Raw genomic sequence first — 21,922 nt, forward strand, 5'->3', positions numbered from 1 at the left:
TAACCTTAGGACGTTGTTGCACAGACATCTAACAGCACGGATTAACTCAGCGAGGCCTCCGGTTCATACGATGGAGGGGCATCCTCACTGGCGTCCAGCGCCTGTCACGCATATACCGACAAAGGAGGGACGGCACTCCCTCGTGCCGAGACTTCGATGGCACTAACCCAGGAACAAGTGACGGCCGCCCTCGCCACCGTCATCGACCCCGAGATCCGTCGCCCGATCACGGACCTCGACATGGTCAAGAGCATCGAGATCGCCGCCGACGGTGCGGTGCGCGTAGGGGTGTTCCTCACCGTGGCCGGATGTCCGATGAAGGACACCATCACCCGCGATGTCAAGAACGCCGTCTCCAAGGTCGAAGGTGTCACGGGCGTCCAGATCGAGCTAGACGTCATGAGCACCGAGCAGCGCAAGGTCCTCCAGACCAAGCTGCGCGGCGACCGGGGGCCGGAGAAGGAGATCCCGTTCAACCAGCCGGGCTCGCTCACCCGTGTGTTCGCGGTGGCCAGCGGCAAGGGCGGGGTCGGCAAGTCGTCGGTGACGGTCAACCTGGCCGCGGCGATGGCCTCCAGCGGCCTGAAGGTCGGCATCGTGGACGCCGACATCTACGGCCACAGCATTCCCCGCATGCTCGGCGCCGCCGAACGGCCCACCAAGGTCGAAGACATGATCATGCCGCCGGTGGCGCATGACATCAAGGTCATCTCGGTCGGGATGTTCAAGCCTGAGGGCAACACGCCGGTGGTGTGGCGCGGGCCGATGCTGGACCGGGCGCTGCACCAGTTCCTGGCCGACGTCTACTGGGGCGATCTCGACGTGCTCCTGCTCGACCTGCCGCCCGGCACCGGCGACATCGCCATCTCGGTGGCGCAGCGGCTGCCGTCGGCGGAGATCCTGGTCGTGACCACGCCGCAGATGGCCGCGGCGGAGGTGGCCGAGCGGGCCGGCTCGATCGCGGCCCAGACGCATCAGCAGATCGCCGGCGTCATCGAGAACATGGCGTGGCTGCCCTGCCCGCACTGTGACGAGCGGATCGCCGTGTTCGGCGAGGGCGGCGGCCAGACGGTCGCCGACGCGCTGACCCGGACGCTCGGGACTCGCGTGCCCCTGCTCGGCCAGGTGCCCATCGACCTGCGCCTGCGCGAGGGCAGCGACGAGGGCAAGCCCTTGGTCCTCACGGAGCCCGACTCGCCCGCGGCGGCCGAGCTGCGGAGGATCGCGAGCGGGCTCAGCAAGCGCTCGTCCAGCCTGAAGGGACTCCACCTCAACCTCTCCCCCAACCGCGGCTGACCACCCTCCCACCCAGGCCCGCTCGTTCACACGAGCGGGCCTTTCCCATGCGCCCGCCACGCGCCCGTGATGCGCCTGCCATGCGTCGAGAGCCGTCGGCTGCACGCCCGCGCCGGAGGGCGTCCCGAGCCTGCCGACCGCGCTTGGGCCCGAAGGCGTCCCGAGCCGCTGGCTGCATGCCTCCGGCGGAAGTGTCCCAAGCCCGTCGGCCGCCGCGCCTGCGCCCGAAGATGTCCTGGTCCCGAGCCTGTCGGCTGTCGCGCCTGCGCCCAGGAGCCGCCTTGGAACGCGTCCGGCCGTCACGCCTTCGCCTGGTCGAGGGACGGGCCGGCCGTGCGGGCAGGGCCGTCTGGACGGACCGGGCGGTCCGTCGGGGATGCCGGTGATCGTCACCCCCAGGGGGTGGCCACCCGGTGTGGTGCGTCCGGAGCCTGCCTGGATGGCGTGTGAGGGCCTGTCAGGTGGCTTCGGCGTCGTAGGGCGGCAATTCGCCGTAGCCGAGCTCGTCCACCGGCTCAGGCGTGTACGGGGCCGTGCTGGCGGTCTCCAGCTCGTCCGGCTTCTTGTTCCAGTCCTCCTCGACGTCGTCGAGGAGGTGCTTACGGACGAAAGTCCGTGGATTGAGATCGGCGGGATCGAAGTTGGAGAACTCCGGGCCCAGCCCGGCCCGCAGGTCGTCGCGTGCGTTGTTCGCCATCCTGCGCAGGTTGCGCAGCGTCTTGCCGGCCTGTGAAGCGGCCTGAGGCAGCTTTTCGGGACCGAAGACGAGCAACGCGATAACGACCAGCGCCCCGATCTCCGCCCACCCGAGTCCGAACACCGTGCACTCCTACCGCAGTCCAACTACTCCGAGGACAACCCCGGCCTATCCACAGACTAAGGGCTCCAAGGGGTAGGTCGGTCGTCCCCCCTGGCTCATCTTCAGCGCCGATCCCGCCCACCCAGCCCAGGAACGCCGCTGCGATCCGGCCATCCGCCCGCCCGCGACCCCCCGCATCAGGGCTCGTAAGCACCAGAAGCCCACCGCCCACCACCCAGATGGCCGGGCGGGGCCGTGACGGCGGGTGCGCGGGGAGGCCGGTAAGCGTCTCCCTGGAAGGCGGGCCACCCGGTGCGGCGGGTGGTGCCCACCGTGCGCAGCCGTAAAGGACGGGTTGCGGTTGACCGTGCGCAGCCGTAAAAGACGGGATCAAGATGGAGTGGGGGTGGGCTCGTCGTCGGCTACGACGGTGAGAGTCGCGGTGCGTTCCTGGCCGGCGCGTTGGTACTTGATGGTGATCTTGGCGCCCGGTGCCTTGCTGCGGATCAGGGCGATCAGCTCGTTCCCGTCCTGCAGCGTCAGCCCGTCCATCTCCAGGATCACGTCGCCGGCCTTCAGCCCCGCCTTGTCCGCGGGCCCGTTGACGTCCACCGGCTGCTGGCCGCCCGCCGGCTCGGAGGCGATCCGCACCCCCTGGCCCTTGTAGTCCTTGTCCAGGACGATGCCGATCTTGGGCCGCTTGGCCTTGCCGGTGGTGATGAGCTCTTCCGCCACCCGCCGCGTCTGGTTGACCGGGATCGCGAAGCCCAGGCCGATGCTGCCGCTCTGGCTGGTCACCGAACGGCTGAGCGTGGCGATCGCCGAGTTCACCCCGACGACCTCGCCCTTGCCGTTCACCAGCGGGCCGCCGGAGTTGCCCGGGTTGATGGCCGCGTCGGTCTGGATGGCGCTGATGTAGGCGGGCTCCTCGGCGCTCGTTCCCGTGTCGTCGCCCGCGATCACCGGGCGGTTGAGCGAGCTGACGATGCCGGTCGTGACCGTGCCCGTCAGGCCCAGCGGGGACCCGATCGCGATGACCGGGTCGCCGACCACGACCTGGTCGGAGTTGCCCAGGGTGATCTCCGGCGTCCCGAACGTCTCCTCCGGCTTGACCACGGCCAGGTCCGAGCCCGGGTCACGGCCGACGATGCGGGCCGAGGTGGTCTTCCGGTTGTTGAACATGATCCGGATCTCGCCGCCCTTGGCGGCCAGGGCGACCACGTGGTTGTTCGTGACCACGTAGCCGTTCTTGATCAGGAAGCCGGAGCCCGACGCGCCTTCGGTGTTGGAGCCGTTGCCGACCTCCAGGGAGACCACGCTGGGCAGCACCCGCGAGGCCACGCCGGCCACCGAGTCGGGCGCCCGGTTCGTCGCGCCCGTCGGCAGGGGGCCGAGGCTGTAGGAGGGGTCGTTGGCGCTGCTCGGCTTGGTCAGCAGGTAGGTGCCGACGCTGCCCAGCGTCGAGGCCGCCAGCGCGATGACCGCGGCGATCGCGATCAGGGCTCCGGTGCCCGGTCCGCGCCTCGCCCCGGCGCCCTGAGCGCCGGGCGGCGGCGGTGGCGCCCAGGTCGAGCCCATGCCGAGGGCCCGCGGAGGCGGCGGAGGCGTGCCGCCGTAGGAAGGCGGACCACCGAAAGGCGGGCCTTCGTACGGTCGTGCGCCGCCGCCGTCGGGCGGGCCGAACGACGGGCTGTCGTAGGAGCGCGTCCCGTTGTCCGGGGAACCGAACAGCGGGCTGTCGTAAGAGCGCGTTCCGTTGTCCGGAGAGCCGAACGAGCGGCCCTCGAAGGAACGGGCGTCCGGCGGGCCGAACGAGGGGCTCTCCTGAGGACGACCGTCCGGCGGGCCGAACGTGGGGCTGTCGTAGGAGCGAGTCTCCGGCGGAGGGCTCTCGTAGGAGCGCGTCTCTGGCGGGCCGAACGAGGGACTGTCGTAGGAGGGGGTCTCCGGCGGCCCGAAGGACGGGCTCTCGTAGGGGCGCGCGCCCGCGTCGAACGCGGGGGCGCCGTAAGAAGGTCCGCTCTCTTGGGACCCGCCGTAGGAAGGTCCGCTCTCTTGAGGCGCGCCGTAGGAAGGCCCGCTCTCGGGCGACGACCCCCCGTAAGAAGGCCCGCTCTCCTTCGACCCCCCGTACGAGGGGCCGCTGTCAGCCGAGCGATTCTCGTACGGCTGAGCCGGGCGGCTCTCGTACGGCGGAGTGCCGATGACCTCATGGCGGCCCGACGGGTCGCCCCATGAGCCGCCGAACGAGGCGGGCGGCTCCGGCCGCCTCCCCTGCTGGTCCGGCGAGTCGTCCGCGGGCAGGAAGTCCGGCCGCCCCTGTGGCTCGGGGTAGTCCGACGTCGTGCGTCCTTCGGTGGGGCGCGTCTCGTCGGTCATCTAAGTCTCACCACTCCTTGGCTCGGCCACCGCAATCCTGGCTCTTACGGCATACGAGGGTCATAAAGCATTTGTCAGGAATCGTTGGTGACAAATCCCGAACCCAGATCGTATGCCCCGCGCGCCGTGGACTACGCCAACCCGAGTATGCCGGGCATATCCGGGCGTCAAGGTGTGGCGGTCGAAGGAGCGTTCGTCGGCGAGTTACGAGCCTGCTGGAACAGCTCCACCGGCGGCGCCGGGTTGCTCTGTCCCACGCCGCTGGCGGCGAAGAACGTGCCGAGCGCGACGGCCGCGGAGACCACGCCGACCGCGACGTAGGCCGAGCGCCTCCTACCGCCCCTGCCAGGGCCCGAGACCCCACCGGTGGCGGCCCTGCGCGGGCGGTTGTCCAGCGGAGCGATGCTGTGGGGGCCAGGGATGGGCACGCCCCCGAACGTACGCGAGGGGAAAGGGCGCTCCCTCGGCGGCAGCGGCCCGCCCGGCTCCGCCATCCGGAGCAGAGACATGGTCAGGTCGGCCGGCATCGCAGGACCGTCGAGCGAGCGCAGGCGCGACTTCAGCGCCCGCATCGACTCGACTTCATGCCTGCAGTCAGCACAGAAGGTCAGATGGGCCAGCGCGCGATCGCGTTCGGTGTGGTTGAGCTCACCGTCCACGAGCGCGGACACGCGTTCTCCAAGATGGGCCATATCAGACTTCCTCCCCACGGATAACGGTCGGGGGGAGTTGAGAATTACGGGGGGCCCGATGGTCGAGCGCCTCCCGCAACTGCGCCCGGCCACGGTGAATACGGCTTCGGACCGTACCCAGCTTGACGCCGAGTGTGGCCGCGATCTCCTCATAGGACAGGCCCTCGATGTCACACAGCACGATCGCGGCCCGGAACTCCGGGGCGAGCGCGTCGAGGGCGGCCTGGATGTCGGGCTCAAGGTGGGCGTCGTCGAACGCCTGCGCCGGCGACGGCTCGCGGCCACGCAGCCGCTCGGCGGCGTCGTCGGCCAGCCCCTCGAACCTGATGCGCTGCTTACGGCGCGCCATGTCGAGGAACAAGTTCGTCGTGATCCGGTGCAACCACCCCTCGAACGTGCCAGGGGTGTAGCTCGACAGCGACCTGAAAACCCGGACAAAGACCTCCTGTGTGAGGTCTTCGGCATCGTGGACATTGCCGGTCAACCGGTATGCCAGTCGATACACGCGTGCGGAATGAGTCCGCACCACTTCCTCCCACGTGGGAGGCGTCCAGTCAGACGACACGGGAGTATCCGTCTGGTGGTCGCTTTCGTCCACCAGAACTCCTCTCTCTGGGACCACCGCTACCGCCATAGTGCCTGGTTTCGTCCCTTCGTGCGCACTGCCTGCCTTCCGGACCGGCAAAGCCCGTTTAAACCTGCAACGCCTTGGGACCCGCCTGAGTTCCCGTCCCGGCGTGTCTCCCCTAGGCTGCGATCGGTGCCAATCACGTCTATGACCTTCTGCGGCAATCGCACGAAAGTGGGGGGAGGAGGCCGATGACCAGTCCGGTAGAGGCCACTCTGGCCTATGCGGAGCAGTTTCATCATGAGGATGAAATCCTGCACGTGGCGCGGCAGCGCGGGCTGGAGATGGGGGCCACGCCCATCCTTCCCGGGGGCGGGGCGGCGCTCTGTTTCCTCGCCACCGCCGTCAACGCCAAGTCCGTGGTCGAGGTCGGCACGGGGTGCGGCGTCTCGGGTCTGTGGCTGCTGCGCGGCATGCGGCCGGACGGGACGCTGACGAGCGTCGACGTCGAGCCCGAGCACCAGCGGCTGGCCAGGCAGGCGTTCGCGGAGGCCGGGTTCTCCGGCGGGCGCGTGCGGCTCATCTCCGGCCGGGCGCTCGACGTGCTGCCGCGGCTGTCGGACGGCGGCTACGACATGGTGTTCGCCGACGGCGCCAAGCAGGAGTACGCCGACTACCTCGCCGAGGCGGTCCGCCTGCTCCGCGTGGGCGGCATCGTGGCGTTCGGCAACATGCTGTGGCGCGACCGGGTGGCCGACCCCGCGCAGCGCGACGCGGACACGGTGGCGCTGCGCGAGGTGGGCAAGCTGGTGCAGTCGGACGACCGCCTGCGCTCGGTGCTCATCCCGCTGGGCGACGGCCTGCTCGCCGCCATCAAGATCGCTAAATAGGCCGGCACCCCGGCGTGGCGCGCCGGCGGCGTGCCACGCCCCTTGCGCGCTACGCCCGGGTGAGCCAGTCAAGCAGCAGGCGCACGCCGAACCCCGTCGCGCCCTTGGTCAGCGCGCCGTCGTCCACCGTGCTGCGCCCGACCCCGGCGATGTCGAGGTGCGCCCACGACCGCCGCCCGGCGAACTCCCGCAGGAACAGCGCCGCCGTGATCGACCCCGCCCCGAACCTGGATCCGGACTCGACGTTGGCCAGGTCCGCGATCGACGACTCCAGCGCGGGCGTGTAGTCCTCGACCAGCGGCATCCGCCACAGCCGGTCGTCACTGGCCTGCCCCGCGTCCACGAGCTGCTTGGCCAGCACGTCGTCGGAGGAGTAAACGGCCCCGACGTTGCGGCCGAGCGCCACGGTGATCGCCCCGGTGAGGGTGGCGATGTCCACGACCACGTCGGGGTCGAGGACGGCGTCGGCGTAGGCGAGCGCGTCGGCCAGCACCAGCCGACCCTCGGCGTCGGTGTTGAGCACCTCCACCGTGCGCCCGCCGTAGTGCTTGATGACGTCGCTGGGCCGCTGGGACGTGCCGGACGGCATGTTCTCGGCGGCGGCGACCAGCCCGGTGACCCGGACGGGCGCGCCCATCGCGGCCAGCGCGCCGATCACGGCGATCACGACGGCGCCGCCCGCCATGTCGGTCTTCTGGGTCTTCATGTTCTCGGTCGGCTTGAGCGACAGCCCGCCCGAGTCGAACGTGATGCCCTTGCCCACCAGCACCACGTGCCGCTCGGCCGGCTCGGCGGGGGTGTAGCTGAGCTGGATGAGCCTGGGCGGGCTGACCGAGCCCTGGCCGACGGCCAGGATGCCGCCGAACCCGTCGGCCTGGAGCTGCTCCTCGTCCCACACGCGTACGGGGACGCCCTGCTCGGCGGCCCGCTCGGCGAGCCAGGCGGGGTTCTTGACGGAGGATGGCGTGTTGGACAGGTCGCGGGCGAGCGCCACGGCCTGCGCGAACGTCTGCCCGCGCCGTACGGCCTCCTCGCCCGCGCCCACGAGCGCCAGCGCCCGCACGGGCTTCTTGCCCTCTTTGCCGATCTTGAACGAGTACGCCGCCAGCAACGCCGACTCGGCGAACGCCGCCATGTCGCCGTCGGGGGCCACCACGGTCAGCGTGTCGCGGCCCTTGGCCCGGCGGCTGAGCATGGCGGCGGCCTTGCGCAGGGCCCGCGGCGAGCCGTCGCCGATGCCGTAGAGCAGCACACGCCCCACGCCACCGGCCAGGGCCACGGGGATCTCGATGATCTCCCCGGCCTCCCCCTTGGCCTCGTAGTGGGCCAGCAGGTCGGACACCGGCAGGTGGAGCTCGACCGCGTGAGCGGGGCTCAGGTCAGAGGCGTAGGGGACGGCCAGCAACTCGGCGTCATCGGGAACCTCGGCGACCACCGACACAGTGGTCTCAATCGGCACGAAATTTCTCCTCGAACGTCAGCGACCCTGGCGCCGGACTACGCCAGGGTCGTGGATCAGGTTTCTCTCGGGAGCTCTCAGCCGACGACGTTCTTCAACGCCTCGCCGAGCGCCTTTGCCTCGTCGGCGGAAATCTCCACGACGAGCCGGCCGCCACCCTCCAGAGGGACCCGCATGACAATGCCGCGCCCTTCCTTGGTGACCTCGAGCGGACCATCGCCGGTCCGCGGCTTCATCGCCGCCATGCGTGCATCCCTTCCTGCCTTGGGCTCCCGCGGCCCGCGATTCCGACCGCCCCGGAGGGTGGTCGGCGCATTCACGTCTTCTGTGATGTCCTATTCTCCCGCATCGAGAGCCCTCATGGGTAACGATCTCCTCCCAGAATGCGTTGTCGAGGCAGGCGATGACGTCCAAACTGGACCTCGTGCACGCTCGCGCCGCTCTCTTCGATCTCTATGGAGACCACCTGCGTTCGCGCGGTGGGCAGGCGTCCGTCGCTGCCCTGGTCCGCCTCATGAAACCCCTGGAAATAGCCGCTCCGGCCGTGCGGACGGCGGTTTCCCGCATGGTCAGGCAGGGGTGGCTGCGACCGATCAAGCTCCCTCACGGAGCCGGCTACGTGGTCACGCCCAAGTGCGTCAGGCGCCTTGATGAGGCCGCACTGAGAATTTACCGAGCCGGAACACTGACCTGGCACGGCCGTTGGCACCTGATCGTCTTCGAGCCGGTCAAGGAGCGACCACGGAGGGAGCGGCTCAGAGCGGACCTGACATTCCTCGGCTACGCGTCCTTGTCAGAGACGACCTGGATCGGGCCGCGCTCGTCCATCGAGCTGGACAATCTACTCGAAGGCGAAGGGGTGCGGGCCGACAGGTTCGACGCGGCGCTGGAGGGTGACCCGCGCGAGCTGGTCGCCCGGGCGTGGGATCTGCAGGCCATCGGCGAGGCGTACGAGCACTGGCACGCCGAGGCTGTCACGCTGATCAGCACGCTGCCCGAATCGGCGCCGGCCGACCAGGTGTTCGCCACCAGGAGCAGGCTCGTGCACGGCTGGCGCAACTTCCTGTTCCGCGACCCGGGGCTGCCGCCCGAGCTGCTGCCCGCGGGCTGGCCGGGCGAGAAGGCCAGGGCCTACTTCGAGCAGGAAGCCGGCCGGCTGCTGCCCGCGGCCGCCGCGTTCGTCGACAGGGAGTTGCCTTGATCCGCTATGACGTGGCCGACGCCGTCGCCACCATCACGCTCGACCGCCCCGACGCGATGAACTCGCTCACCGCCGAGACCAAGGACGCCCTGCTCGGCGCGCTGCGCCGCGCGGCGGGCGACCCGGCGGTCCGGGCCGTGCTGCTCACCGGCTCAGGACGGGCCTTCTGCGCGGGCCAGGACCTGCACCAGCACGCCGGCAATCTGGAGGCGGGCCGCGGCCTGGCCAACACCGTCCGCGAGCACTACAACCCGATCGTGGAGCTGCTCACCACCATGGCCAAGCCGGTGGTGGCCGCGGTCAACGGCGTCGCCGCGGGTGCGGGCGCCTCCCTGGCCTTCGCCTGCGACCTGCGGATCGCCTCGGAGCAGGCCAAGTTCGCGCTGGCGTTCTCCGGCATCGGGCTGGCCCCCGACTCGGGCGCGTCGTGGACGCTGCAACGCCTGATCGGCCAGGGCCGCGCCGCCGAGCTGATGCTGCTCGGCGAGCCGCTCGGCGCGGCCCGCGCGCTGGAGCTGGGCCTGGTCACGCGCGTGGTCCCCGCCGACGACCTGCTCAAGACCGCCCAGGAGCTCGCGGTACGCCTCGCGCAGGGGCCGACCCTGGCCTACGCCGCCACCAAGCGGGCGCTGGCCTACGCCGCGACCCACTCGCTGCCCGACTCGCTGGCCATGGAGGCCGACCTTCAGGACGAATGCGTGGCCACCCAGGACCATCTGCACGCGACCCGAGCTTTTCTCGCGAAAGAACGCCCGGTCTTCAACGCGGAGTAACCGCACGGGCACGCTTCCGTTAGGATATTCCTAGCGTCATGGAGCACTCCGACGCCTCGCGCGCGCCTGCCCCCGACGGGTTCGACGCCCTCCGTGCCACCGCCGTTGATCTGCTCACCGGTGGCGGCATCGACGTCTCCGACCCCGCCTACGCCCGGCCGCTGGCCGCGCTGAGCGAGACGGCGGCGACCTGGCTGACCGCGATGACGCCGGCAGCGGCGCCGGCCGTGCTCTGGCCGGACCTCGCGCTCGAAGGGCGTCCTGGCAACGTCACCGGCAGCCACGCCCGCCTGCGGCTCATCGCCACCGCCTGGGCCACGCCGGGCACCGCGCAGCACGGCGACGACTCCGTGCCCGCCCGGGTGGTGGCCGCGCTGGACCTGCTCCACGAGCACCATTACAACGAGCGACTCCCCGAGACGGGCAACTGGTGGTTCTGGGAGATCGGCACGCCCGCCGAGCTGAGCCGCACCTGCGTGCTGCTGGGCGATCGGCTCGACGCCGGCAGGCTCGGGGCGTACCTGGCGGCGATCGACCGGTTCTGCCCCGACGCCGACCGCAGGGCGGGCTATCCGGAGGCGAGCGAGAGCGGCGCGAACCGGGCCGACAAGGCGGCCATCGTCGCCTTCCGCGGCGTGGCCGGGCGCAGCGCGGAGAAGCTGGCGCTGGCCCGCGACGGCCTGTCCGACGTGCGCGACGGCGGGCGCAACAGCGTGTTCGGGTACGTGAGCTCGGGTGACGGCTTCTACCGCGACGGGTCGTTCATCCAGCACGGCGACGTGGCCTACACGGGCTCGTACGGCCTGTCCCTGCTCACCGCCGTCTCCCAGACGCTGGCGCTGCTGAGCGGGTCGGCGTGGGAGGTGACCGACCCCGGGCGGCAGGTGGTGCTGGACGCGGTCGAGCGGTCGTTCGCCCCGTTCGTCCACGACGGGCTGCTGATGGACACGGTCAGGGGGCGGGCGGCCACGCGGCAGGCGTTCTCCGACAGCGTGGCGGGGCACGGCGTGATCGGGGCCGTGCTGCTGCTCGCGCAGGGCGCGCCGGAGCCGTACCGGAGCCGGTTCAGGGGGCTGGCCAAGGGCTGGATCGAGCGCGGCAAGCGCCGCCCCTACCTGGAGCACGCGGACGTGCGGGAGACACGGCTGGCGATCGGGGCCTTGGACGACAAGACGGTCGAGGCCGCCCCGGGGCCCATCGGGCTCTTCGTGTTCCCCTCGATGGACCGGGTGGTTCACCGGCGGCCCGGCTGGTCCTACGCGGTCAGCATGTCGTCGCGGCGGATCGCCGCCTACGAGGCGATCAACGGCGAGAACCTGCACGGCTGGTACACCGGTGACGGCATGACCTACCTCTACAACGACGACCTCGCCCAGTTCGGCGCGGACTTCTGGCCCACGGTGAACCCGTACCGGCTGCCTGGGGTCACGGCCGACACCCGGGTGCGGGAGGACCTGTCCTTCCGCGCCTACCGCCCGGAGAACGCGTGCGCGGGCGGCGCGGTGCTCGAAGACCAGTACGGCGTCGCCGCCATGGAGCTGATCGGCGACGGCACGAGCCTGCGGGCGCGCAAGTCGTGGTTCTTCCTGGAGCGGGCGGTGGTGGCCCTGGGCAGCGGCATCAACGCCTCCGACGGCCGCACGGTCGAGACCGTGGTGGAGAACAGGGCCACGGACGCGACGCCGTACATAGGGGACGGCTGGGCGCATCTGGCCGGCGTGGGCGGTTACGTGCTGGAGGACGCGCGGACCCACGTCGAGACGCGTACGGGCAGGTGGCGCGACATCAACTCGGGCGACGACACCGCGGGCGCCTTCGAGCCCGTCACGCGGCGCTACGCGACCCTCTGGATCGACCACGGCGTGAACCCCGTGGACGCCTCCTACGCCTACCTGGTGCTGCCGAACGCCTCACGCGAGCTGACCAGGATCTATCGCGGCAAGCGTCCCGTGCGGGTCCTGGCCAACACGCCGCAGGTGCAGGCCGTGCAGATGAAGGGGCTGCTGGCGGCCACGTTCTGGGCGGCGGGCGCGGTGGGAGGGATCAGCGCCGACGCGCCCTGTGTGGTGGTCGTACGGCGGACCAGCAGCCGCATCCTGCTGGCCGTGGCCGACCCGAGCAGGACCGTGGACTCCGTGACCATCAAGATCGACCGCCCGGGACGCGGCGTCGTGCGGGCGGACGACACCGTCAGCGTGCAGCCCGGAGGGATCCCCGCCATCACCGTCGAGCTCGCCGGGTCGCTCGGGCGGACCCACACGGTCGAGCTCAGCGTGTCCGCGCGACGCACTCCTCCAGATGATCGTTGACCAGGCCGATGGCCTGCATCAACGCGTAGGCGGTGGTCGGGCCCACGAACTTGAAGCCCTGCCGCTTCAGCTCCTTGGCCAGCGCCTTGGAGCCGGGGGTGATCGCCGGGACGTCGGCCATCGTCCTCGGCACGGGCGCGCCGGGGTCAGCGTGCTCCCACACCAGGTCGGACAGCCCGCCCGGCAGGTCGAGCGCGGCTTTCGCATTGTTGATCACCGCGTCGATCTTGGCCCGGTTGCGGACGATGCCGGCGTCGCCGAGCAGGCGCTCCACGTCCTGCTCGGTGTACGCGGCCACCTTCGGGATCGAGAAGCCGTCGAAGGCGGCGCGGAAGTTCTCCCGCTTGCGCAGGATCGTCAGCCAGGACAGGCCCGACTGGAACGCCTCCAGCGCGACCCGCTCGAAGACCGCGTCGTCGCCCTTGAGCGGACGGCCCCACTCCTCGTCGTGGTAGGCGATGTACATCGGGTCGGTCATGCCCGCCCAGGTGCAGCGGATCAGCTCGGTCACGGACGCTCGCCGTCCTTGGCCGGCACGGCCCGCACGGGCTCGTCGTCCCCGGCCGGCGGCTCGGCGTCGGGCTTCGGCTCCTCCGGGCCGGCGTCCGACGCGACGGCCTCAAGGCCGGGCGCCTCAAGGTCGGCGGCCTTGGACTCGGCCTCGTCATCGGGCTTCCGCTCTTCCGCCTCGGCGTCCGATGCGACGGCCTCCGATGCGACGGCTTCGGGTTCGACGGCCTCAGATTCAACGACCTCAGGCTCGGCGGCCTCCGCCTTGCTCGTTCCCGCTTGATCGGCGGCGGCGGCGGGCGTGCCGTCGCCCGGCGGCACCCGCCATTCCGCGTCCTCCGGCCGGTGCCGCAGCTCGGACGCCGCATCCCAATCGACCGTCGCCCCGCTCACCGACACCGGGTCGCCCAGCTCGGGCAGCTCCCGCGACGCCACCGGCGCCTCTGGCTCATGGTCGGTACGCAGGCCGGCCCCGGGCGCGGCATAGACCTCCTGCCGCGCGTGCAGCCGGCTCGACAGCAGCTCGGAGACCCGCTGCTCCAGGACCGCGATCCGGGTGTCACGCGCGCTGATGGCACTGGCGGCCCTGCGCAGGGTCTCGTCGACGCTCTGCGTGTGGTAGCCGACCAGGTTGACCGGAAGTTGGAGCGCCATGAAGTCGACCGCTGTGAGCTGCCCCGGCTCCGGCAGGTCGAGAGGCGGCACATCCGGCGGGAACTCGGTCAGCTCACCGCCCCTACCGAGGGAGACCAAGACCACGCAGGCCAAGATGGCGATGGCGGCGATGGCGAGTATGACCAGCACATTGGCATCGTACTCATACCATCGGGGCACGAGGTCCCGTACTTGCCGCAGCCGGTGCATCTCCGCGCTCAGCGGACGCCACGACCGCCCTGGTCACCCGGCCGATCACCCGGCCCGATCACACGCTGACGGCGGCGGTCAGCCGGTGGCCTCGCCGAGCTCGGCGACGCTGGGCCTGACCGGCTGGGCCCGCGCCTCCAGGTGCGTGAACGCCTCGTCCACGGTCGTGGTGAAGGAGATCGCGTCGAAGACGTCGGCCCGGGTGAACCCCTCGTCGTACATGTTGCCGACCAGCGTCCGCAGCGGCTCGTACAGGCCCCAGGGGTCGAGGATCACCAGCGGCCGGTCGTGGATGCCGAGCACCCTGGCGGTCCAGATCTCGAACAGCTCCTCCAGCGTGCCGATCCCGCCAGGCAGCACGAGGAAGGCGTCGGAGCGCTCGTCCATGAGGCCCTTGCGCTCGCGCATGCCGTCGGTGACGATCAGCTCGTCCGACTCGTCGTCCGCCACCTCGATGTCCACCAGGACCTGCGGGATCACGCCGATCGTGCGCCCGCCGGCCGCACGGGCGGCGGAGGTGACGGCGCCCATGCAGGAGACGGTGGCGCCGCCGCTCACCAGGGTGTGCCCCCGCCTGGCGAGCTCCGTGCCCACGTGCTCGGCCAGGTCGAGGTACTTCTTGTCGATTTTCAGGCTGGAGGCGCAGAAGACACAGATGTTCACAAGCGAAAAGCCTATTGGGGCTCGGCGTGCTGGACGGCAGCGGCCTCCAGCTCTTCCCGCTGCTGCTTGGAGCGGGCCAGGTCGGCGTCCGCGATGATGCGCACGGCCTCGTCCACGTCGTCGGTGACGTTGATCAGGTCGAGGTCCTGCGGCGCGATCTTGCCCGTGCCGAGCAGGGTGCCCTTGATCCAGTCGAGCAGCCCGCCCCAGAACTCCGTGCCCACGAGCACCACGGGGAACGAGGTGACCTTACGCGTCTGGACGAGCGTGAGCGCCTCGAACAACTCGTCGAGCGTCCCGAAGCCGCCGGGCAGCGCGATGAAACCGCAGGAGTATTTTACGAACATCGTCTTACGCACGAAGAAGTAACGAAATTCGATGCCGAGATCGACGTAGTCGTTCATGCGCTGCTCGAACGGCAGCTCGATGCCCAGGCCGACCGACACCGCGCCGTCCACCTCGCGCGCGCCCCGGTTCGCGGACTCCATGACGCCGGGCCCGCCACCCGTGATCACGGCGTAGCCCGCCTCGGCCAGCGCCCTGCCCAGGCGCACGCCCGTCGCGTACTCGGGCGAATCCTCGGGGGTGCGGGCCGAGCCGAAGACCGTGACCGCCGGCGGCAGCTCGGCGAGCTGCCCGAACCCCTCCACGAACTCGGCCTGGATGCGCAGCACCCGCCATGGGTCCATGTGCACCCAGTCGGAGGGGCCCTGACGCGCCAGCAGACGCTGATCGTGCGTGGAGTTGGGGACGAGGCTGCCGCGGACGACCGCTTGCCCCTGACGGCGTTCCCGACGTGACTTTTCCATGCGGATCACGCTAGCCGCCTTCGCTAGCGGCCGCGAAACGCCTGGTGGACGGCACGACACGGGAGAAGAAAAAATCTTGAGAAAAGCAGGGAACCGAATTTCCGCTCCCCCGCGTCTAACAGCCGAGGGTGCTGCTCGGGACTGAAAGTGGTCTTCCCCGCCAAATGGCCGGCGAGGAAGGCCACTTTCATTTGGTGAGCCAGTCCAGCATCCCCCGCTCGCTCTCGACGATCTTCGACAACGACACGTACTCCCCCTGCTGATGTGCCAGATTCGGGTCGCCAGGCCCGTAGTTCACGGCGGGGACGCCCAGCGCGGAGAAGCGGGCGACGTCCGTCCACCCCAGCTTGGCGCGCGGCGTGCCGCCGACCGCGGCGGTGAAGGCCGCCGCCACGGGATGCGTCAGCCCCGGCCTCGCCGCGGGCGCGGCATCGGTGAAGCTCACCTCGAACCCGTCGAACACCTCTCGTACGTGCTCCTGCGCCCCCTCGATCGTCAGGTCGGGCGCGAACCGGTAGTTGACGGTCACCACGCACAGATCGGGGATGACGTTGCCCGCCACCCCGCCGCGTACGGCGACCGCGTTCAGCCCTTCGTGGAATTCGAGCCCGTCGACCACCGGCAGCCGCGCCTCGTAGGCGTTCAGCCTGGCCAGCACCGGCTCGATCCCGTGGATGGCGTTGACCCCGAACCACGACCTGGCGCTGTGCGCCCGCTTGCCCGGCACGGTGATCTCGGCGCGCAGCGTGCCCTGGCAGCCGCCCTCGATCACGCCGTCGGTCGGCTCCATCAGCACCGCGAAGTCGGCCGCCAGCCAGCCGGGCTCGTCTCTCGCGACCCGGGTGAGGCCGTTGCGCTCCGCCTCGATCTCCTCGCAGTCGTAGAAGACGTAGGTGACGTCCTTGTTGGGGGCGGGCACGGTGGCGGCCAGCTTGAGCGCGACCGCCACGCCGGCCTTCATGTCGGACGTGCCGCAGCCGTAGAGCAGGTCGCCCTCCACCCGGCTGGGCAGGTTGGCGGCGACGGGAACGGTGTCGAGGTGGCCCGCGATCAGCACCCGCCCGGCCCGGCCCAGCTCGGTGCGGGCGACGATGGTCTCGCCCGATCTGTCGACTTTCAGGTGCGGCAGCGCGGCCAGCGCCCTCTCGACCGCGTCGGCCAGCGGCCGCTCGGCGCCGCTCACCGACTCGATGTCCACGATCGCGGCCGTCAGCGCGCGTACGTCCTGCGTCAGGTCAAGCATCAGGTGTTCACTCCGTGTTCGCGCAGCACCTCGTTGAGCGCCGCCTTGTCATGCCGCTGCCCCGGCTCCAGGCGCCTGAGCACCAGCACGCAGGGCAGCCCGAACGTGCCGCCGGGGAACTCTTTCTGCCTGGTGCCGCCGACGGCCACGCACCAGGCCGGGATCCTGCCACGGGCCAGCTCCTCGCCCGTCTGCACGTCGATCACCGGGATGGAGCCGGAAAGGATCGTTCCAGCGCCGACGACCGCGCCCTGCCCGACCCTGGCGCCCTCGACGATCATCGCCCTGCTGCCGATCAGCACCTCGTCCTCCACGACGACCGGCACGGCGTTGGGCGGCTCCAGCACGCCGCCGATGCCCGCACCGCCTGACAGGTGGACGTTCCTGCCGATCTGGGCACAGGATCCGACCGTGGCCCACGTGTCGATCATGGTTCCCGAGTCGACGTACGCGCCGATGTTCGTGAATGACGGCATCAGCACCACGCCGGGCGCCAGGTAGGAGCCCCAGCGGGCGATCGCGCCCGGCACCACGCGTACTCCCTCGAAGGAGCTCTTCAGCGGGTGCCTGTCGTGGTGCTGGAAGTCCCCGACCTGCGAGCGGGCCAGGCCCAGGACCTTGAAGCTGAGCAGGATCGCGCGTTTGGCCCGCTCGTCCACGACCACCTCGTCGCCCACCAGGCGAGCGGCCCTGGCCTCACCCCTGTCGAGCAGGTCCACCGCGCCGACCACCAGGTGGCGCGCCTCGACGTCGGCCGGCGACAGCTCCGCGCGGCGCTCCCACAGCTCGTCCACGACCGGGGGTATCGGTGACGAGGTGCTCACGTGACTCATGGCCAGCGAGCTTATCCGGCCGGGTAGGTTTTTCAGGGTGCGCCTGCGCTTCTCCCGTGGAGTCATCACCATCGCGATCATCGTCATCGTGCTCGCCGTGGCCATTTCCGTGGGCCTGTACCACTTGCTGAAGAAAGCGGCCCCCTTGGCCGTTCCCGAGGCGCACTGCACCGTGCGCACCCCTGACGGCGAGCTCTACCTCTTCCCCGAGCAGGCGCAGATCTCGGCGACCATCGCGGCCGTCGCGGCGCGGCGCAAGCTGCCCGAGCGGGCCGTGGTGATCGCGTACGGGACGGCGTTGCAGGAGTCGAAGCTCTACAACCTCGACTGGGGCGACCGCGACTCGGTCGGCGTGTTCCAGCAGCGCGAATCGCAGGGGTGGGGCTCCAAGAAGCAGCTCATGGACCCCGTCTACGCCACGAACAAGTTCTTCGCCGCGCTGGTCAAGGTGAAGAACTATCGCAAGCGCCCGCTGGCGGAGGCGGCGCAGGCGGTGCAGCGCTCGGCGGGCGGCTACGCGTATGCGCAGCACGAGAGCGACGCCAAGATCCTGGCCGGCGCGTTCACCGGGCGCGTCCCCCAGGCCGTCCACTGCTGGTATCCGCCGGGCAAGTCGCCCGTGCCGCAGGCGAAGGCCACAGAGGCGCGCAAGCAGCTCGCCAAGGCGCTCGGCAGCACGGCGATCTCCACCAAGAGGCGCGGGTGGCTGGTGGCGGCCTGGTCGGTGGCCCACGCCGAGAAGTACGCGCTCAGCCGGGTCGGCTACGCCGGCGCCACCTGGTCCAACGACATGCGGCTCGACGGCTGGCAGGCGGGCGGGAAGTCCGGCAGCAGCCGGGTGGAGCTGTCGTAGACCTCAGGAGGCGCGGCGGATGATCGAGATCGAGCCGGGCGGCAAGGGCTGAGCGTAGCTGGCCGTCCACTTGCCGCCCTGGATGCGCTCGAAGGAGAGCAGCCGCCCGTCGGAGGCGCGATAGTCGGCGAAGTCGAGCAGCCCCCGCTCGGCGTTCCCGGTCTCGCCCTCGCTCTTGAAGGCCGCCGTGCCGCGCTCGATCGGGAAGAACTCCACGCCCTCCATGATCAGCATGCTCTTGGCCGGGACCATGCCCTGGGTGGGCACGTCGGTCCAGAGCTGCACCTCCAGGTGCGGCGGATCGCCCGCGTGGACCTCGACGGACAGCCACTGCAGGCGCCTGCGGGGGTCACGCAGCAGATATTCGATCCACTGGGTGCCCTGCCAGGAGACATGCATGGCGCCGAGCACGCGGGCGGGCGAGCCGTGCACCTGGATCCGGTCGCCGACCTGGATGGTGCGCGGGTCGGTGTAGTCGGACCCGGTCTGCGCCGGCACGCTCACCGGCGCCGGCATCGGGCTCTCGGCGGGAGTGGCGAACTCCATCGGCGGCGCGCTCGTGCGGCCCTTCCTGTCTTGCCGCAGGGTGGCCAGAAATGCCCCTAACAACAGCAGGATGGTGGCGATGCTCAGCCCGAGTACGACCACGGAGGTCATGCTCATCGATCAGCTCGCTCCACTCGCGGTCTGCCTCGGCAAATGCCCTTATCAATTTATGCGTGTCACGCCCATGTGGCGGGCTATGACGCGGGATCCTACTGGAGGCGGGCCACCGCCGCACCGATCCGTTCATCAGTAGCGGTGACAGCGATACGGATGTGCCGTCCACCTGCCGATCCGTAGAACTCTCCGGGCGCGACCAAAATGCCGATTTCGGAGAGCTTGGCCACCTGGTCCCAGGCGTTCTGCCCGTTCGATGCCCAGAAGTACAGACCTGCCGTCGAATGGTCGATGTTCCAGCCCGCCCGCTCCAGCGCGGGACGCAGCACGGCGCGGCGGGCGCCGTAACGCTCGCGCTGCCGGTCGGCGTGCACGTCGTCGCCGAGCGCCGCCGCCATCGCCGCCTGGACCGGAGCGGGCATGATCATGCCCGCGTGCTTGCGCGTCTCCAGCAGCCGCTTGACCAGGACGGGGTCGCCCGTCACGAACCCGGCGCGGTAGCCGGCCAGGTTGGAGCGCTTGGAGAGTGAGTGGACGGCGAGCAGGCCCTCGTGGGACCCGCCGCAGACGTCGGGGTGCAGGACGGAGATCGGCTCCTCTTCCCAGCCGAGCTCGATGTAGCACTCGTCGGAGGCCACGACCGTGCCGCGCTCGCGTGCCCAGGACACCACCTTGCGCAGGTGCTCGGCGGGCAGGACGCGGCCCGTGGGGTTGCCCGGCGAGTTGACCCAGATCAGGTCCACGTGCTCGGGACCGGCCGCGAGCGTGCTGTCGGAGGCCGTGGCCACCGCGCCGGCCAGCCTGGCGCCCACGTCGTAGGTGGGGTAGGCCAGCTCGGGGAAGACCACCCGCTTGGCGCCCAGGTAGGTGGGCAGCCAGGCGACGAACTCCTTCGAACCGATCAGCGGCAGCACGTCCTGCTGCTCGACCGTAACGCCGTGCCTGCGCCGCAGCCACCCGGCGGCGGCCTCGCGCAGCGCCTTGGTGCCGTGGGTGAGCGGGTAGCCGGGGCTGTTGGCCGCCCCCGTCAGCGCGTCCTGGACGATCTGCGGCACCGGATCGACGGGCGTGCCGACCGAGAGGTCGACGATGCCGTCGGGGTGCGCGAGCGCACGCTCTTTGTACGGCTCCAGCCGATCCCAGGGGAAGTCAGGCAGTTTGTTCACAATTCTCCAGGGTCTTCCGTTGCCGTACGACATGCAAAGGCGCGCCGCGCGAACGGGGCGCATCCGGTCCGGATGCCCCCGTGCACGGCGTGACAGGACCGGTTAGTGGTCCTCGCTCTGCTGCGGCAGGGCGGAGACGACCGGGTGGTCCTTCGCTATCTTGCCGACCTTCGAGGCGCCCCCGGGCGAGCCGAGGTCCTCGAAGAAGTCCACGTTCGCCTTGTAGAAGTCCTTCCACTGCTCTGGAAGGTCGTCTTCGTAGAAGATCGCCTCGACGGGGCATACAGGCTCACACGCGCCGCAGTCCACGCACTCGTCGGGGTGGATGTAAAGCATGCGCTCGCCCTCGTAGATGCAATCGACGGGGCACTCCTCGATGCACGCCTTGTCCAGGACGTCCACGCAAGGCTGCGCGATGACGTAGGTCACCTCGAGCTCCTTCTTCTCCGCACCATGGCACGACTCTGACCGCGGTTTGCTAAGCCCTAGTATTGCCGTGCTTGCCAGCTGGCCGAAACGGAGGGTGGCAAACTCATGGCCGCACGCCTCGTCATCAGCATCACAACACAGGACATAGGCGCACGCATCACCACTCGACGGCGCGTCCCGGACGGGTTTCGCGACGCGGTCGGCATCCTCGAGTCGTGGGAGGGCGGCGTGCTCAAAGTCCGTAAAAAGGATGGCACATTGGTGGAGATCTTCGAGGAATCGCTGGTCGCCGCCAAGGTCGTTCCGGTCGCGCCTCCTCGACCTGGACGGATGTAACAGTAAGTATTCGTTCTGTGACCGTACGTACCTGCGCCGCCGCAGCAGCCATCCTCGCCAGCGCCGGATGCGGCGCGTCGTCCACAGAATCGACCTCGCCGCAGTCCAACAAGGCCCTTCCCCCGGTCAACGTCCAGGCGGGCTCGATGAAGGACGGCTTCGCCACCAAGGAGCGCCTCGCCGAGGCCGCCAAGCGCGAGGGCCAGCTCAACGTGATCGCGCTGCCCCGCGAGTGGGTCAACTACGGCGAGATCATCGACACCTTCGCCGACAAGTTCGACATCAAGGTCAACCAGCTGGAGCCCGGGGCCAGCAGCAAGCGCGAGCTGGACGCCGCCGCCCAGCTCAAGCCCGACGTGTTCGACCTGACCATGGACGTGGCCGTGTCCGGGGCCGCGAAGTTCGCCCCGTACAAGGTGCAGGGCTGGCAGGACCTGCCCGACGACGTCAAGGACCCGTCCGGCGCCTGGTACGCCGCTTACGGCGGCTACATGTCCATCGGGTACGACCCCCGCGCGGTCAAGCCGCCGGCCACGTTCGCCGACCTGCTCAAGCCCGGCTACCGCGTCGCGCTCGACGGCGACCCGCTGCGCTCGGCGGCGGCCTTCGACGGCGTGATGGCCGCCTCCATGCGCTCCGGCGCGCCGCAGCCCGAGCAAGGGGTCGCGCTGTTCGCCAAGCTCAAGCAGGCCGGCCGGCTCACCGACCCGGCCAAGGCCAACGTGATCGTCGCCTGGGACCACCTGAACGCCGCACGCAGCGCCGCGCAGCCCGAGGCGTGGAAGGTGACGATCCCCCGGGACGCGCCGCTCGGCGGCTACCACGTCCAGGCGATCAACAAGGCGGCGCCGCATCCGGCCGCCGCCCGGCTGTGGCAGGAGTTCCTGTTCTCCGACGAGGGCCAGAACCTGCTCCAGAAGGGGTACGCCCGCCCGGCGCGCGGCGAGGCGATGCTCATGAAGGGGACGCTCGACGCCGAGCAGGCCGCCAAACTGCCCAAGGCGCCCGGTCCGCCGGTACTCATGACGATTCCGCAGGCAGACGCGGCGAAGTCGTACCTGAAGCGGGAATGGACGAAGAGTGTGGGATGAGTCCGTTGTGACTTGATATGTCGTAGGGACGATCAGGCTCTAAAGTGAGCAGACAGCACGGCCACGGGGGCCCGATGTCTGACGAATGAGAGCTGATCG

At 70.2% G+C, this 21,922-nt stretch carries 23 protein-coding genes; 8 read left to right on the forward strand and 15 right to left on the reverse strand.

The features are described from left to right. Positions 1–156 precede the first annotated feature (156 nt). A complete protein-coding gene (locus tag ABEA43_RS33445; RefSeq protein WP_345568155.1) occupies positions 157–1,296 on the forward strand; it encodes an Mrp/NBP35 family ATP-binding protein in 1,140 nt (379 codons plus the stop codon). A gap of 457 nt (positions 1,297–1,753) precedes the next feature. Here ABEA43_RS33445 and ABEA43_RS33450 read toward each other — a convergent pair whose 3' ends face one another. From ABEA43_RS33450 to sigE, 4 genes are all read right to left on the reverse strand, one after another. Further along, complete coding sequence (locus ABEA43_RS33450; RefSeq protein WP_345568157.1) at positions 1,754–2,116, reverse strand: sec-independent translocase; 363 nt, start codon at positions 2,114–2,116, stop codon at positions 1,754–1,756. 369 nt (positions 2,117–2,485) lie between these two features. Then, positions 2,486–4,474 carry a S1C family serine protease gene (locus ABEA43_RS33455; protein ID WP_345568159.1) on the reverse strand — a complete coding sequence of 663 codons (1,989 nt, stop codon included), beginning with the start codon at positions 4,472–4,474 and terminating at the stop codon, positions 2,486–2,488. 167 nt (positions 4,475–4,641) lie between these two features. Beyond that, the gene (locus ABEA43_RS33460; protein WP_345568161.1) at positions 4,642–5,145 is read right to left on the reverse strand and encodes an anti-sigma factor family protein; all 504 of its coding nucleotides are present in this window, start codon (positions 5,143–5,145) and stop codon (positions 4,642–4,644) included. Positions 5,146–5,167: 22 nt separating this feature from the next. After that, positions 5,168–5,800, reverse strand: coding sequence for an RNA polymerase sigma factor SigE (gene sigE / locus ABEA43_RS33465; RefSeq protein WP_148440425.1), 633 nt, complete (start codon positions 5,798–5,800; stop codon positions 5,168–5,170). A gap of 185 nt (positions 5,801–5,985) precedes the next feature. Between sigE and ABEA43_RS33470 the strand changes: the two genes are divergently transcribed. Further along, entirely contained in the window at positions 5,986–6,624 is a 639-nt protein-coding gene (locus ABEA43_RS33470) for an O-methyltransferase (RefSeq protein WP_345568164.1), read from the forward strand. A gap of 49 nt (positions 6,625–6,673) precedes the next feature. On the opposite strand, the gene ABEA43_RS33475 is transcribed toward ABEA43_RS33470, so the two are convergent. Together ABEA43_RS33475 and ABEA43_RS33480 are read right to left on the reverse strand one after the other, a co-directional pair. Then, positions 6,674–8,083, reverse strand: coding sequence for a leucyl aminopeptidase (locus ABEA43_RS33475; protein WP_345568166.1), 1,410 nt, complete (start codon positions 8,081–8,083; stop codon positions 6,674–6,676). 77 nt (positions 8,084–8,160) lie between these two features. Further along, positions 8,161–8,328 (reverse strand): DUF3117 domain-containing protein, encoded by a 168-nt coding sequence (locus tag ABEA43_RS33480; protein WP_020545024.1) that lies wholly within the window; start codon positions 8,326–8,328, stop codon positions 8,161–8,163. Between the two features lie 158 nt (positions 8,329–8,486). Between ABEA43_RS33480 and ABEA43_RS33485 the strand changes: the two genes are divergently transcribed. The 3 genes from ABEA43_RS33485 to ABEA43_RS33495 are packed head-to-tail and all read left to right on the forward strand — an operon-like array spanning position 8,487 to position 12,366. Then, positions 8,487–9,284 carry a PaaX family transcriptional regulator gene (locus ABEA43_RS33485; RefSeq protein WP_345568168.1) on the forward strand — a complete coding sequence of 266 codons (798 nt, stop codon included), beginning with the start codon at positions 8,487–8,489 and terminating at the stop codon, positions 9,282–9,284. Next, entirely contained in the window at positions 9,281–10,057 is a 777-nt protein-coding gene (locus ABEA43_RS33490) for an enoyl-CoA hydratase-related protein (RefSeq protein ID WP_345568170.1), read from the forward strand. The genes ABEA43_RS33485 and ABEA43_RS33490 overlap by 4 nt, the downstream gene beginning before the upstream one ends. A gap of 38 nt (positions 10,058–10,095) precedes the next feature. Next, the gene (locus ABEA43_RS33495; RefSeq protein ID WP_345568172.1) at positions 10,096–12,366 is read left to right on the forward strand and encodes a polysaccharide lyase 8 family protein; all 2,271 of its coding nucleotides are present in this window, start codon (positions 10,096–10,098) and stop codon (positions 12,364–12,366) included. Here the strand turns inward: ABEA43_RS33495 and ABEA43_RS33500 are convergent. From ABEA43_RS33500 to ABEA43_RS33525, 6 genes are all read right to left on the reverse strand, one after another. Further along, entirely contained in the window at positions 12,326–12,844 is a 519-nt protein-coding gene (locus ABEA43_RS33500) for a DNA-3-methyladenine glycosylase I (RefSeq protein WP_345568504.1), read from the reverse strand. The two genes, ABEA43_RS33495 and ABEA43_RS33500, sit on opposite strands and share 41 nt — an antisense overlap. A 29-nt stretch (positions 12,845–12,873) precedes the next feature. Continuing rightward, positions 12,874–13,680 (reverse strand): hypothetical protein, encoded by an 807-nt coding sequence (locus ABEA43_RS33505; protein WP_345568174.1) that lies wholly within the window; start codon positions 13,678–13,680, stop codon positions 12,874–12,876. Positions 13,681–13,818: 138 nt separating this feature from the next. After that, positions 13,819–14,403 (reverse strand): LOG family protein, encoded by a 585-nt coding sequence (locus tag ABEA43_RS33510; protein ID WP_345568176.1) that lies wholly within the window; start codon positions 14,401–14,403, stop codon positions 13,819–13,821. Between the two features lie 11 nt (positions 14,404–14,414). Further along, positions 14,415–15,212 (reverse strand): LOG family protein, encoded by a 798-nt coding sequence (locus ABEA43_RS33515; RefSeq protein ID WP_345568178.1) that lies wholly within the window; start codon positions 15,210–15,212, stop codon positions 14,415–14,417. Between the two features lie 187 nt (positions 15,213–15,399). Next, on the reverse strand, positions 15,400–16,455 hold the full coding sequence (dapE, locus tag ABEA43_RS33520) for a succinyl-diaminopimelate desuccinylase (protein WP_345568180.1): 1,056 nt from the start codon (positions 16,453–16,455) through the stop codon (positions 15,400–15,402). After that, complete coding sequence (locus ABEA43_RS33525; RefSeq protein WP_345568182.1) at positions 16,455–17,288, reverse strand: 2,3,4,5-tetrahydropyridine-2,6-dicarboxylate N-succinyltransferase; 834 nt, start codon at positions 17,286–17,288, stop codon at positions 16,455–16,457. The genes dapE and ABEA43_RS33525 overlap by 1 nt, the downstream gene beginning before the upstream one ends. 37 nt (positions 17,289–17,325) lie before the next feature. On the opposite strand from ABEA43_RS33525, the gene ABEA43_RS33530 reads away from it, so the two are divergent. After that, positions 17,326–18,141: a hypothetical protein gene (locus tag ABEA43_RS33530; protein WP_345568184.1), complete on the forward strand. Its 816-nt coding sequence runs from the start codon at positions 17,326–17,328 to the stop codon at positions 18,139–18,141. A 3-nt stretch (positions 18,142–18,144) separates the two neighbouring features. Here the strand turns inward: ABEA43_RS33530 and ABEA43_RS33535 are convergent, their stop codons facing one another. The 3 genes from ABEA43_RS33535 to fdxA form a co-directional block, all read right to left on the reverse strand. Then, positions 18,145–18,804 (reverse strand): DUF4178 domain-containing protein, encoded by a 660-nt coding sequence (locus ABEA43_RS33535; protein ID WP_345568186.1) that lies wholly within the window; start codon positions 18,802–18,804, stop codon positions 18,145–18,147. Positions 18,805–18,896: 92 nt separating this feature from the next. Continuing rightward, complete coding sequence (gene dapC / locus ABEA43_RS33540; RefSeq protein ID WP_425570395.1) at positions 18,897–20,000, reverse strand: succinyldiaminopimelate transaminase; 1,104 nt, start codon at positions 19,998–20,000, stop codon at positions 18,897–18,899. A 69-nt stretch (positions 20,001–20,069) separates the two neighbouring features. Further along, positions 20,070–20,396, reverse strand: coding sequence for a ferredoxin (gene fdxA / locus ABEA43_RS33545; RefSeq protein WP_345568190.1), 327 nt, complete (start codon positions 20,394–20,396; stop codon positions 20,070–20,072). Between the two features lie 105 nt (positions 20,397–20,501). Between fdxA and ABEA43_RS33550 the strand changes: the two genes are divergently transcribed. Beyond that, entirely contained in the window at positions 20,502–20,732 is a 231-nt protein-coding gene (locus tag ABEA43_RS33550) for a putative acetyltransferase (protein WP_345568192.1), read from the forward strand. 17 nt (positions 20,733–20,749) lie between these two features. Then, positions 20,750–21,823: an ABC transporter substrate-binding protein gene (locus tag ABEA43_RS33555; RefSeq protein ID WP_345568194.1), complete on the forward strand. Its 1,074-nt coding sequence runs from the start codon at positions 20,750–20,752 to the stop codon at positions 21,821–21,823. The last annotated feature ends 99 nt before the right edge of the window (positions 21,824–21,922 follow it).

It is taken from the genome of Nonomuraea rosea (assembly GCF_039539705.1).
GTDB classification, from domain to species: Bacteria; Actinomycetota; Actinomycetes; order Streptosporangiales; family Streptosporangiaceae; genus Nonomuraea; species Nonomuraea rosea.